This is a genomic window from Ruminococcus flavefaciens ND2009 (assembly GCF_000621785.1).
In the GTDB taxonomy this organism is placed as follows: Bacteria; Bacillota; Clostridia; order Oscillospirales; family Ruminococcaceae; genus Ruminococcus; species Ruminococcus flavefaciens_C.
The window spans coordinates 586,072-599,653 of the sequence record NZ_KK211347.1 but is presented as its reverse complement, the minus strand read 5'-3'; the positions used below and the strand labels follow the sequence as shown (position 1 = coordinate 599,653).

Annotated in this window: 9 protein-coding genes; 4 read left to right on the top strand and 5 right to left on the bottom strand. The window is 50.6% G+C overall.

Annotation, left to right across the window (positions count from 1 at the left end):
- Positions 1-196: 196 nt before the first annotated feature.
- Complete coding sequence (locus T488_RS17995) at positions 197-2,923, bottom strand: cellulose 1,4-beta-cellobiosidase (RefSeq protein ID WP_196243321.1); 2,727 nt, start codon at positions 2,921-2,923, stop codon at positions 197-199.
- Positions 2,924-3,498: 575 nt separating this feature from the next.
- Positions 3,499-4,026, bottom strand: coding sequence for a nitroreductase (locus T488_RS0112875; protein ID WP_028521155.1), 528 nt, complete (start codon positions 4,024-4,026; stop codon positions 3,499-3,501).
- A 220-nt stretch (positions 4,027-4,246) separates the two neighbouring features.
- Between T488_RS0112875 and T488_RS0112870 the strand changes: the two genes are divergently transcribed.
- Positions 4,247-5,041 (top strand): class I SAM-dependent methyltransferase, encoded by a 795-nt coding sequence (locus T488_RS0112870; RefSeq protein ID WP_028521154.1) that lies wholly within the window; start codon positions 4,247-4,249, stop codon positions 5,039-5,041.
- Positions 5,042-5,082: 41 nt separating this feature from the next.
- On the opposite strand, the gene T488_RS0112865 is transcribed toward T488_RS0112870, so the two are convergent.
- The 3 genes from T488_RS0112865 to T488_RS0112855 all read right to left on the bottom strand — a co-directional run bounded on the left by T488_RS0112865 (position 5,083) and on the right by T488_RS0112855 (position 7,578).
- Entirely contained in the window at positions 5,083-5,868 is a 786-nt protein-coding gene (locus T488_RS0112865) for a class I SAM-dependent methyltransferase (RefSeq protein ID WP_028521153.1), read from the bottom strand.
- A gap of 82 nt (positions 5,869-5,950) precedes the next feature.
- Positions 5,951-6,676, bottom strand: coding sequence for a MerR family transcriptional regulator (locus T488_RS0112860; RefSeq protein ID WP_028521152.1), 726 nt, complete (start codon positions 6,674-6,676; stop codon positions 5,951-5,953).
- A 128-nt stretch (positions 6,677-6,804) separates the two neighbouring features.
- The gene (locus T488_RS0112855) at positions 6,805-7,578 is read right to left on the bottom strand and encodes a PhzF family phenazine biosynthesis protein (RefSeq protein WP_028521151.1); all 774 of its coding nucleotides are present in this window, start codon (positions 7,576-7,578) and stop codon (positions 6,805-6,807) included.
- A 145-nt stretch (positions 7,579-7,723) separates the two neighbouring features.
- Here T488_RS0112855 and T488_RS0112850 point away from each other — a divergent pair, with 145 nt between their 5' ends.
- From T488_RS0112850 to T488_RS0112840, 3 genes are all read left to right on the top strand, one after another.
- The gene (locus T488_RS0112850; RefSeq protein ID WP_028521150.1) at positions 7,724-8,419 is read left to right on the top strand and encodes a GTP pyrophosphokinase; all 696 of its coding nucleotides are present in this window, start codon (positions 7,724-7,726) and stop codon (positions 8,417-8,419) included.
- A gap of 234 nt (positions 8,420-8,653) precedes the next feature.
- Positions 8,654-12,937 (top strand): glycoside hydrolase family 2 TIM barrel-domain containing protein, encoded by a 4,284-nt coding sequence (locus T488_RS17990; protein ID WP_051536475.1) that lies wholly within the window; start codon positions 8,654-8,656, stop codon positions 12,935-12,937.
- A 291-nt stretch (positions 12,938-13,228) separates the two neighbouring features.
- On the top strand, positions 13,229-13,582 hold the full coding sequence (locus T488_RS0112840; RefSeq protein WP_028521149.1) for a hypothetical protein: 354 nt from the start codon (positions 13,229-13,231) through the stop codon (positions 13,580-13,582).

Below are 13,582 nucleotides of genomic sequence, written 5' to 3'. Positions count from 1 at the left end.
TAATTGCCCGATTGCAGGGAGCAGATCTCCGATCTGCGTATCTGCAAGGGCATTTTGATCATTTATAATGAATGCTTTGCATTCATTATAGCATATGATCCGCGATAAAGCAATATCAGTTGTTAGTGCATAGCCGAGAAGGGATCACACCTCAGATATATGCAAAAAAGCGGAGCATTAAGCTCCGCTTTAATCATTATGCATTAGGATCAAGAGTATTGATCTTATGGAGGAGATACTCCTGTATCTTCAGTGCGTCATTGGAGGTAAGACCTGCTGTAGCAGTATCAACATCGCCATTGAGCTTTCCTTCGTCGGTGAGGTGCTTCTCATATGAGCCCTGTAAGCCGAACTTATCGGGATTTGCCATGCTCTGCATGATGAGCACAGCGTCAGCCAGCTCTACCTTGCCGTCGCAGTTTGTATCGCCCCACAGTCTGTTCTGTACGGGAGCAGTAGTTGTAGTAGTGGTCTCGGGAGGAGCAGTAGTAGTTGTGGTGGTTGTTGTCGTAGTTGTGGTCGTTGTGGTGGTGGTAGTAGTGGTAGTTACCACAGCGGGTTCCTTGACAAAAACAGTGTAGTTGATGACATTGCCTGTCATGCCGTTTGTGCCGAGGAGTACCTTTTCCCCTGCCTCGAAGGACTTCTTGTAAGCCACGAAGTCAACGCCGTTGCTGGACTTTGCTGTGAGCTCTGTTCTTGTGTAGCCCGACAGCCATGAGGGAACCAGGTTTGCCTCTTCCTCTCTTGTATCAACGAGGACATATACCTCAGCCTTGTCAGCAGCTGTGAACTCGGCAAGGTCACCGTCGGTATTCTTGGAGTTGCAGGCAGTCATGATATACTCGCTGCCCTGGAGCTCAGAAGCCAGCTCAGAGTATGTAAAGTCTCTGTCGCCGTAGATAGGACCGTTTATGCTGTTGGACTCCATGAGCTTCCATGCGAGGGAGTTGTTATAGTCCTTTACAAGAAGGTTGTTTACCAGCTTGCCGTTAGCGGGCTCGGGAGGAGTATTGTTCATCTTCACATCGGGTCTTGCAGGGAGAGGAGCCTCTGTGCCGAGATAGAAGCTGGGGTGAGGAGGCTGATTGTATGAGCTCTGCTCACAGCCTGCCTGCATACGGTACTGCATATCGTGCATGAGAGTGGTCAGGCGGTGCTTTGTCTCGGTATTGGTGCAGAATATACGGAGCTTTGAATTATCCGTAGTTCTCAGGACCAGTTCCTCGCGCCAGTCGCCGAAGATGTCTGCGGTAAGACAGGGAACAGCCTTTGTGCTGTTGTTGGAAGCGCAGCCCTCTGCCTTGAATATTGCGGGATAGTTGTTTATAGCCGCACCGTCTGTAATAGTAACATCGTCCAGCAGCTCACGCTCAAGGTCGCCGTCCCAGTAGATAAGGAAGTTTGAAGAAGGCCACTTGTTGCCTATCTGCTTGCCTGAAACGTCGAACACTGCATTAGCGGGTCTTGAGCCCCAGAACTCGGCACCGCTGTTGCCTGATACGATATTGTCGGCGCAGCAGCGTCCTGTGTCCTTATCGCCGTCGTAGTGCCAGATTATCTGACCGTTTCTGCCGTCAACGAGAGAGATACCGTAATTTCCGTCCTCATGGCAGATGAATACCTCCTGACCCTCATGATTGGGGTCAAGGTCTCCGACGTGCATGGCGTCACCGTGCATCAGCTTTGTGGACCAGAGGAGCTTTCCGTCATCGTCGATAGCGCAGGCACCCATGCAGACCTCCTGCTTGCCGTCATTGTCGAAGTCTGCGACCATTACGTTGTGGTTACCGCAGCCGTAAGCAGGATTGGACTTGTCAAATCCGGTGTCGAATACCCATTTCTTCACCAGCTTCTTGTCCTTTACATCAACAGCTGAAAGGGTAAGTCTTGTATAGTAGCCTCTGCCGTAGATAACAGAGGGGTGAACGCCGTCAAGATAAGCGATAGCGCAGTTATATCGCTCGCAGCGGTTACCGTAGTTGTCGCCCCAAGTGCTCTTGGCGTTGTTGCCGGTAGCAACGCCTCTCGGCACAGGGTAGTCGATGGTATCAAGAGCAGCTCCTGTAGCACCGTCGAATAATGTCATATACTCCGGACCTGTCAGGACAGTACCGTTGCTGTCAACATAGTTTGCGCTTCCGTTGCCGATTACCTTACCTGTGCCGTCAACAGTTCCGTCGCAGGTCTTGGTTATGAACTCAGCCTTTCCGTCGCAGTCGAAGTCCGCAACAGCCATCTGTGTATAGTGCTGACCTGCGCGGATATTCTTACCCATGTCTATGCGCCAGAGCTTCTTGCCTGTCAGGGTGTAGCAGTCGATATATACGTTGCCTGTGAAGCCCTGTATGCCCTTATCGGGATTGTGGGTCTGCGAGTTATCCTTTGAATTTGAGGGGTCCCATTTAAGGAAGATCTCATACTGGCCGTCGCCGTCCACATCTCCCACGCAGCAGTCATTGGGAGAGTAGCTGTAAGCCTCGCCGTTGATAGTTCCGCCATTGGGAACATCAAGAGGCATATCGAAGTAATTGGAGCCGGAGCTGAAATGGCAGCCGTCAGAGCTTACCACTGTGCCGTTCACAAGGGTATCAACTCTGTAATTTGAGTTTGCATTGCCGCTTGCGTCCCAGTAGTTGGTGGGATCGCCTGCCTTGCTGGTGTAGATGAGCTGATCGTCGCGGAACAACTGAAACTCGGCATTATCGTCGTCGTTTGCGTTGAAGCGCCAGCTTACGAACATACCGTTCCCCGACTTGATGGCGTAGATGCCGCGGTCAAGGTACTCCATAATGGCAGCGCCGTTTCCGCCAACTCCGTAGGCAGCGTCCGCTGTCAGAAGTGAAGCCGCGCTGAGGTTAAAGGTCGCAGCTATCGCCAGAGAGGCAGCAGCAGCCACGATACGTTTGAATTTTAGGTTCATTTTAATTCCCCCTGTGTTTTATTTTTTCATCGTTTCGGAACAGATCCGCTCCATGTCTATTATATTATACTATTTTATTCATGATTTAGCAATGATTTATTGTATCTTTTTTCTCACTTATTGTACATAATAGTGGACGATATGTACAATAATGTACCAAAAAAGCATTGCAAAGTGCACTATCCGATATATAAAGCCCCGAAGCATAAGGGCGGTGCTTATATAGAAGTTTACGCGTAATTATGGGGGAAAAACCTTTCTGAGGAAAGGTTCTCCTCTGACGGAGGCGCGCCCCTCTGTCACTGCGTGACATCTCCCCGCACTGCGGGGAGTCACCCCATACTCCCTTTTCCAAAGACTTTTGGCTGGTTTTTATCAGGACAGGGCGCCTTAAATATAATAAAAAGGCATATATTATCAAGCGCCCTGTCCTGATAAAAACGAAACAGAGTCCTCAGAAAAAGAATAAAGGGAAGCACTTCTCTCAAAGAGCTTCCCTCAATATCACCCGTAAACCTTCTGTACGAGCGTCGCCCTTATGCTTCGGGGCTTGTAGTTTTGTCTGTGTCCGCCTATCAGTCAAGATAGATGACTCTGTTATCCTTTCTGGGCGGTATGGGAGCAGCTTCACCGTCGGGGTAACCAAGGGCAAGATGACCGATACCTGTATACTTTCCGCTGAGACCTGCCTTTTTCAGTATCTCATCACCGATAGCGCCCTCCATTTCCTCCTTGGCGCGGTGTATCCAGCAGGTCCCAAGTCCCAGCTCATGAGCCTTCAGCATCATGTTGCCGAGGGTGAGACTTCCGTCATAAACAGCGGTAGGTATCTCCTCGGGAGCAATGACCAGAAGGATAACGGGAGCGCCGTAGAACGGGTCGAAGTCCTTGTCCCAGCCGCCAATAGCGCAGTTTTCCTCCATGATGCGGTCTCGGAGCTCCTTATTGGTGACAGCAATTACTACGGGAGCCTGCTTGCCTCTGCCCGAAGCTGCGTAAATGCCTGCCTCGATGACCTGATCGATGAGAGCCTTGTCTGGGAGTTGAGAGGTGAAATTGCGTACGCTTCGTCTTTCCTTGATGATACTTGTAAGATCGTTCATGCCGATACCTCCTTAAAAATATAGTATAATTATAGCACTGAAAGCCGGCTTTTTCAAGTAGGGAACGCCGCCCTCGGCGTTCCGCTATATATTGTAATTGGCGAGCCGTCCCCCTGTTTCGCGGAAGCGCTTTACTGCCCGGAAACTTTTACGCCGCGTCCCTTGACATTTACGGATCATTATGCTATACTGTAACATATTTTTCATCAGGAGGGATACCATGAACATCACAAACAAGGACATCGACGGCGGAAAAGCCTTCGACTGGGGAAAGACATCGGAGAACTACGCTAAATACAGAGATATTTACCCTCAGCAGTTCTACAGCTGCCTCACTGAGCGCGGACTCTGCGTAAAGGGACAGAGAGCTCTTGATATTGGTACGGGTACAGGCGTTGTACCGCGGAATATGTACCCCTTCGGCGCAAAGTGGACGGGCTGCGACATATCGGAAAATCAGATAGAACAGGCTAAGCTCCTCGCCGCAAAAGAGGGCATGGATATAGACTTTTTCGCCGCTCCTGCCGAGGATATTGACTTTCCCTCAGGCAGCTTCGACGTTATAACTGCCTGTCAGTGCTTCTGGTACTTTGACCATAAGACTCTGGCTCCGAAGCTGGCTGATATGCTCAGCTCTGACGGCAGACTCTGCGTCATGCAGATGGCATGGCTGCCCTTTGATGACCCTATCGCAGGCAAAAGCGAAGAGCTGGTGCTGAAATACAATCCCACATGGACCGGCGGCGGCTGGACAAGACAGCCCGTACACATTGACAATGCCGTGCTGGAGCACTTCACTGTTGAGGAGCAGATCGGCTTCAATGTGAATATCCCATTCACCCGTGAGAGCTGGAACGGCAGAATGAAAGCCTGCCGCGGTGTTCAGGCTTCCCTGTCTGAGGAGGAGACTGCCCGCTGGGAAAAGGAGCATATGCAGCTTCTTGATGAAATAGCTCCCGAGAAGTTCGATATACTGCACTATGCAGCCATAGCTGTACTGAAAAAGAAAGCATAAAATGATCCCCGAAGCATTTTTCTGCCGCTTCGGGGATATTTTTATCTCTCAAACCTGTATACTGCCAGTCTGTCCATGACCTTATTGAAAAGCTTGCTTCCGATCTTGCCGATGAGGGAGTACTTTTTTATCTCCTCAAAGAAGTTTATCTCCTTCACAAAGCTGATACCGCTGCACAGTGACTCGGCTTCCCTGCCAGTCTCAATTCCCCAGCCGAAGGCTGCCCTGGTTTTCTTTACGGTATCATGGTGGCTGCTGTTCTTTACTGCGAAGGGGTGCATTATCTCCGCAAGTATGCAGCCCTTGCCGAAATAGTCGCAGATATGGTCAAGAAGTCCGCTTACCTGCTCCTCACTGAAATACATGAGGAGTCCCTCGGCGATGATGATAGTCACGCCCTCATTGGGTATGCCCTCTGTCCAGTCGGTGCCTGTCAGGTCGCCTGCTGTCATGAATTCGCGGTCACGCTCCTCAAAGACTTTTTTCCTCAGCTCAATGGAGTCGGGAAGATCGACATTGTACCACCTGATCCTGCCGTTATCCACCCTTGAAAAGCGGTCATCAAAGCCACAGCCGATGTTGACACACACGGCGTCGGGGTATTTCTCAATAAGTCTCTTTACCTCGTTGTCGAAAAGAATAGTCCTCGCAACTACTCCCTCATGGAACATATATTTATCGTATTTTTTCGTGTCAATTCCAAGTCCGTCGATTATCTCAACGGCTTTTGCGTCGTATATCCTGTGATCGCTGCGCTTGCTCTCGTCTGCCTTTATGGCAAGGGGGATAAGGGCTGTTTTCTGAACATCTCCGAGTTTAAGTTCCATATCAAGTTCTCCTTCATAAAAATAAAAAGGTGCACAGAGCACCCTTTTATTATAGCACAGAAGTTTTTTACACAGTTGTTTGTTAGCTAAGGAAAACTCTTATTGCAGCAGCCGTAAATTCTGCTGTTCCCTTGCCGCCAGCCTTGTCGATGTTCTCTGTAAACTCTCCGCCTGCTGCGTACATCTTTCCAAGTCCGCAGAGTATATCATCGGTGCAGGTGTACATATTCTCAGTAATAAAGCTCTGAAGTTTTCTCACCTGCGCCTGTGCTTCGGGACTGTCGGGACTTCCTTCTTTCAGCTCGCCGAACTCAGCAAACAGCGTCATAAAACGCTCTGTCAGCTGAGCGTTCTCCGCGGCTGTGCGCTTGCTGTCCTTTTCCTCAAACTCCTTGTACTGGGGAGTATCTCCCCACTCTTTCTTCGCCCTTTCGGCATATTCATCAAGCTTTGATCTGTCAAATGCAGTAAAGTCCACTGCTCTCACTCCTAACATTTTTATTCCACGAGCGAAGTCGATAAGCTCCTGGAGGTGCTGCTTTTTCAGCTCAAGCAGCTCTATCTGCTGATCCAGAGCCTTTCTGCGGTCAAAGCTCCTGCTCTCCATAATGCCGATGATTTCCTTCAGCGGGAAGCCAAGCTCGCGGAAAAGCAGTATCTGCTGCAATCTTTCCAGTGCAGTATCGTCATACAGCCTGTAGCCGCCCTCTGTGTGGTCTGAGGGACTCAGCAGCCCGATACTGTCGTAGTATCTGAGAGTGCGTATACTCACTCCCGTCAGCTCGCTGACCTGTTTTACCGTCATCATATTGCTCCCTCCTCTCGTGTAAGTAAAGTATAGACCATGACGTAACGTAAGAGTCAATAGTGTCACAGGAACTTTGTAGGAACTCACAAATACCTTTCAGGCAAATTGTTGATAATACACGAAGAATGTTACAGCATTATTTCAGAGATCGAAAACAACGCCGCTCTGCCTGCTATCAGTACCCTGTCGCCCCTGACAGTGCAGAAAAGCTCTCCTGTCCGCTTGGAAGCCTGAAAGGCGGTGAGGGTCTCCTTCCCCAGTCTTCTGCTCCAGTATGGGGCTATCATGCAGTGAGTAGAGCCTGTGACGGGATCCTCGGCTATGCCGTATTTGGGGGCAAATACTCTCGACACGCAGTCATAGCCGCTGCCCTTTGCAGTAACTGCCACGCAGGCGGCGTCCAGCTGTGAGAGCAAAGCCATATCAGGCTGAAGTCCTCTGACCTCGTCCTCGTCTCTCAGCACAAAAAGCAGGTCGCGGTCGCGGTATGCCGCAAGAGGAATGGTCCCCAGCGCCTCTATCATAAGGTCGGTTATCTCGGCGTGTTCGAGAGAATAGACAGGAAAGTCCATTTCTATCAGCCCATTCCTGTAAGAAACGGAAAAGCTGCCACGCTGTCCGACAAAACCGATACTCTCACTGTTCTTCTCATAGAAGCTGAAAAGCACATAGGCTGCCGCAAGCGTGGCATGACCGCAGAAGTCTATCTCACTTGCAGGTGTGAACCAGCGTATGTGATAATGCTCCCCCTCTTTGACTGCAAAGGCGGTCTCGGAAAGATTGTTTTCGGCAGCGATCCCCTGCATGAGGCTGTCCGCAGGAAAGCTGTCCATTATGCAGACCGCCGCGGGATTTCCCGAGAATAACTTGTCCGTAAAGGCATCAACTGTGTATTGCTTCATATTTCCCTCTCCTTTCGTAATATAGCTAAGTATACCACATGAGGAAGCTTTGTGTCAAACAAATGAAATTACCGCCGCTGTCATTGACCTTTTTGCGCTGTGATGTTATAATATAATCATCACTAATAAATGAAAGGGATAAACCATGAACGTCAAAAACGATGTTATAAGAAGTCTGCGTGAGATCGCTGAGACCGATATGTCAGAGGCTGAGTTCCTTCAGTCCGTTGAGAGCAATATGATCCCCATGCAGCAGTTCTTCACATATTACAAGTGCGCGATTATGGAGATCGAGACCAAGTTCCGCGTACTCAATGAGCAGTTCTCACTTAACGGCGAGAGCAACCCCATCGAATTCATACAGTCCAGGATCAAAAGCTATTCCAGTATCTTCCGCAAGATAATGACCAAGCATATCCCGCGGAATATGGAAGCTATCGAGCGCGATATATGCGATATTGCAGGCATAAGGGTAGTCTGTTCCTTCGTGCAGGACATCTACCGCCTTGCCGACTGCTTCCTCCGTCAGGACGACATCACCCTCATCGAGAAAAAGGACTACATACAGAACCCCAAGCCCAACGGCTACAGAAGTCTCCACCTTATCGTGGCTGTGCCTATCTTCCTTGAGAATGAGAAACGTCTTGTGAAGGCTGAGGTGCAGCTCCGCACCATCGCTATGGACTTCTGGGCAAGCCTTGAGCATAAGCTGCGCTACAAAAAAGATCTTCCCCCATACAAGCTGGACCTGCTCACCGATGATCTTAAAAAGTGCGCGGACCAGAGTGCCGAGTGGGACAGCCGTATGCAGGACATAAAGAATATCCTAGAAAGCGACTGAGCCCGTATATACCAAACTAAAAAGCTCCCGTACCTCATGTGCGGGAGCTTTTTTCGGTAAGATGATGAACTTAACCTGGAAAATATGAAAAAATTGCACCATATCTTTAAAATATGTGTTGCATTTAAGTTATTTTTGTGTTATATTATACATAATAAGAGGATATGTGCCGAAAAAGATATAAATTCAGCACAATACGCTTAAAGGGGAATTATTAAAAAGGAGGAAATACTTATGAAACGACTCATCTCAGCAGCTGTTGCCTTTGCGGCGGCTGCAATGTCGCTGTCCGCTCTGCCGCCTGTCCGTACAGAAGCAGCAGACGTAAAGTTCAGCGGCAGCGAATGGACAGGCAGAAACGGTGCAGAGGACGTTTTCGCTGTGAACCGCGAATCGGCTTCCTGTAACCCTGTGCCCTTCCAGGACACGGACTCCGCTGTGAATGCGGTCTGGGACTACAACGCCCGTGAGAGCTCGGAATATCTCCAGATGCTCACAGGCAAGGATCAGGACTGGCGGCTCACTGTGGTGCAGAACGCCAAGGAGGCGGAGAGCCACATCAACTACGCTCTGAACAACAAGTACATCGATGATCCAAATGAGAGTATATGGAAGACCGTTCAGCTTCCGAAAAGCTGGACCTGTCAGGGCTTTGACTTCCCTATCTACTCCAATATCAATGAGCCGTGGCAGGCTAAATACGACAGCAACGTACCCGTGCCACAGGCTCCGACAAACTACAATCCCGTGGGTATCTACAAGAAGATATTCACTCCCGACAGCTCTATGCTGGAAAGCGGCAGACGTACCTATATCGAGTTTGACGGCGTTGAGTCCGCTTACTATGTCTACCTCAACGGCAAGGCTGTGGGCTACAGCGAGGACACATTCAGTCCCCACCGCTTCGATATCACCTCTTATCTCCAGGAGGGCGAGAATGACCTGGTAGTAGAGGTACACAAGTTCTGCGACGGAACCTGGTTCGAGGATCAGGATATGATATATGACGGAGGTATCTTCCGCGACGTGTTCCTGGTAAGCGCTCCCGAGACACAGATCAGGGACTACGCCGTGCATACCAACGTCAACACCGAAAACAACAGTTCCTCACTCACTATCGACCTTGACCTGAGGAACTCCTCGGGCAATGACAGGTTCGACTGGAAGGTGAAGGCAGAGGCATTCGACGAGAACGGCGTCAACGTCCTGGGAAGCGGCTCCGAGACAGGTATCTCTCTGAAGGCATGGAGCGACGGCACCGCAAGGATAGAGACCTCTGCCGAGAATATAAAGCTCTGGTCAGCCGAGCACCCCGACCTCTATGCGCTGGTGCTGACGCTTACCGACAACCGCGGAAATGTTCAGGAGATAATCTCCGCTCAGCTGGGATTCAGAACTATCGGCTTCACTCCTGCGGCTGTTGACTCATCATACAGAGTTACCACCAAGAGCTGGGAGCCTATTACCATCAACGGCAAGCGCCTCCTCCTCAAGGGCGTCAACCGCCATGACACCGACCCCTTCAATGGCAAGGCTGTTCCTCAGGAGACCCTCCGCGAGGACATCAGGCAGATGAAGCTCAACAACGTAAACGCTGTGAGAACTTCTCATTACAGCAACGATTCCTACCTGTACTGGCTGTGCAACAAGTACGGTATGTATGTCATGGGCGAGACCAATCTGGAGTCCCACGCCCTTATGAACAATAATAACGGTAAGGCTCTGTTCTATGAGCTTGCTATGGACAGGACAGAGACCGCATTCAAAAGACTGAAGAACAATCCCTCTATTGTTGCATGGTCTATCGGCAACGAAATGGCTTACACAGGCAACCCCAATGACGCAGGCGGTATGTTCCGCGATATGATCTGGTACTTCAAGAAGCAGGACGGCTCACGTCCCGTTCACAGCGAGGGTCAGGGCAGCGGTATGGGCGTTGACATGAGCAGTAATATGTACCCATCATCTGACGGCATAAGGAATAATGCAGGCCACGGAAAAATGCCATACGTTATGTGTGAATATGACCACGCTATGGGCAACTCCGTGGGCGCTCTCAAGGAGTACTGGGACGCTATAAGAAGCGCAGACAATATGCTGGGCGGTTTCATCTGGGACTGGGTGGATCAGTCAAGAGCTACTCCACTTCCCAACGGCGGCTGGGACTACTTCTCCGAGCCCTATGCTCAGAAGAACCTCTACTCCGAAGAGATCAAGGGCAGATACTACGCTTACGGCGGCGACTGGGGCGACTGGCCCAACGACAACAGCTTCTGTGAGAACGGTCTGGTAAGCCCTGACAGAAATCCTCAGCCCGAGCTCTCTGAGGTAAAATTCCAGTATCAGAACTTCTGGTTCTCGGAAGGCGCTCCTCAGACTGTAAACGTTTATAACGAGAACAACTTCGCAGACCTCAGCGAATTTGAGGTAAACTGGAAGCTGCTGAAAAACGGCATTTCCATTCAGGACGGCACTCTCGAGAATGCTTCCTGTGCTCCCCTTACAAAGACGGCTCTCACCGTTCCCTATTCCATTCCAAGGACCGCGGTCTCAGGCGATGAGTTCGTTCTTGAGCTGTCCGTAAAGACTAAACAGGGCAATGACATCGTACCCGAAGGCACTGAGATCTCCTACGGTCAGGTGGCTGTTTCCGCAAACGGAAGCACTGTCAAGTATGACTACGGCACCGATAACGTTGACGTTGTGGAAACTCCCGACGCATTCGTTCCCACAGGTCACGGCTTCAATATGCTCATCGACAAGTCCACAGGTCTCATGAGAAAATACTCCTATCAGGGCAATACCCTCATCGAGGAGGGACCCACTCCAAACTTCTGGAGAGGAAATGTGGAAAATGACGGCGGAAGCGCCCGCGCTAACGCCTTCGATACAAAGTGGCGCAACGCTATGGACAAGGCGCGCTGTGACGGTATCGACGTCAAGGACGGCGAAAACGGCGCAAAGGTGGTCATCTCTCACCTCACACTCACCAATGCAGGCAATACCAAAGTGGATATAACCTACACCATCCACTGCGACGGCAGCACAGACGTTGAGTTCCACGTTGACGGCTCTAAATCAGGTCTGGGCAACTTCATCCGCGTGGGCTCGATCATGAAGCTCCCCGAGGGAAGCGAGAATGTGAGCTGGTACGGAAACGGTCCCGTTGAGACCTTCAATGACAGAAAGAGCGGCGGCAGACTGGGCGTATGGAACAGCACCGTTTCGGAGATGTTCTATCCCTACATGAAGGCTGATGACTGCGGTAACCTCACCGACGTAAGATGGATCTCGGCAGGCTCACAGCAGAAGGACTTCAAACTCCTTATCGCCGCAGAAGGCTCTGTGGAGGCAAGCGCGCTCCACTTCACTCCCGAGGATCTCCAGAATGCCGACCATACATACAAGCTCCGCCCGCGTTCCGAGACCTACCTCAGCGTGGACTACGGTTCAATGGGTACGGGAAGCGCTACCTGCGGTCAGGCTACACTGGAAAAGTACCGCCTGCCCTCATCAAAGACTTACAGCTGGAAATATACTATCATGCCTGTGGCTTCCGGTGCTTCCGACAAGGAAATGACCGGCGCAGCAGCAAAGCTCCGCTCCAACGGCGTATCCGTTCAGGACAAGAGCAGAAACGCTCTCACTATCCCCGTAGGCGGCTCCGCAAAGCTTGGCAGCTCCGACAGCGGCAATTATATCTCCGGCGCCCTCACTATCCCCCACAACAGCGACATCGACTCTGCTCTGGAGGGCAATAACTCATTCACAGTTGAGGTCAATGTAGTTCCCACAGGCTCTCAGCAGTTCAATATGTTAGCAGGCAAGGGCGATTACGCCTTCGGCTTCCGCGCAGGAAATAATACCCTTGACTTCTTTATCTTTGCAGGCGGTGAGTGGCGCAGTCTCTACTGTGATATGAAGACCGACGCCTCATCGGGCTGGATAGGCAAAAAGCATCAGGTCGCAGGTATCTATGACGCTCAGAGCAATATGCTCCGCGTTTTCTGCGACGGCAAGATAATCGGCGAGAAGGCTGTTGGCACCACAGCAGGCGTGGCTCACTCTGACTATAACCTGACACTGGGCGCCTGCCCCGAAACGGGAAGAAACTCTGTGGCTGACTTCTATGAGCTGAGAGTCTACAGCAAGGCACTCAGCGCAAATGAGCTCTCGTCGCAGAATTCCGCATCTCCCGCGTATGCTCCCGACAGCGAATACGTAAAGCTCTGGCTGGACTTCGACAATATAGCAGAGGCTACGGATATGCCTCAGGAGGATATTCTTTACGGCGATACCAACTGCGACGGAAAGGTCGAGCTGGCTGACGCTATACTCATTATGCAGAGCCTTGCAAATCCAGATAAATACGGTCTCGAAGGCTCCAACGACAAGCACCTGACAGACCGGGGCAAGCTCAACGGCGACGTTGACAGCTCCACCGCAGGTCTTACCTCAAATGACGCTCTCAAGATACAGGAATTCCTCCTCAGGAAGATAACCTCTCTTGAGCCGTAACGTACAAATGCAAGAAACACAAGACAGATACTTTCATAAGAACAATGCCCCCGGCGTTTTCAAAGACGCTTGGGGGCATTGTGTTTGTTATGATTTAAGTGAATAGTTATTAGTGGTTAGTGTTTAGTTTTGGTGTTGCCTTCGGCGACGTTATTTAAATAATGTCAGCCCAGCGAACACATTAACTAATCACTAACCACTATGCACTGATCACTATTAGCGCTTGCGCTAAATTATGATTTACATTGATTTTTGAGGCGATATGTTGTAAAATATAACAGAGGTGATACGATGAACATCAGATATATCCATGAGCCCACCGACTTGCAGTGCGGTCAGGCTGTGCTGGCTATGGTGCTGGGGAAAACTCCCGAATATATATGCGAATTTCTCAATAATGACCGCGAGACCGACCTTAAGGAAATGAAGCACACCTTCCGATCCCACGGAGTCAGTATATCAGACGAGAGAAAACAGGTCTCCTCAAGGGAGGAGCTTCCGCCCCTTTGCCTGCTGAGCCTGGAAACTCCGCGGTGCTGGCACTGGTCGCTGTACTGCGAGGGTACCTTCTATGACCCCGAGCACGGCGTAATGGACGACTTCCCTCAGTCCGCAAGAAAGTACTTCTGGGAGCTCAGGCTCTGA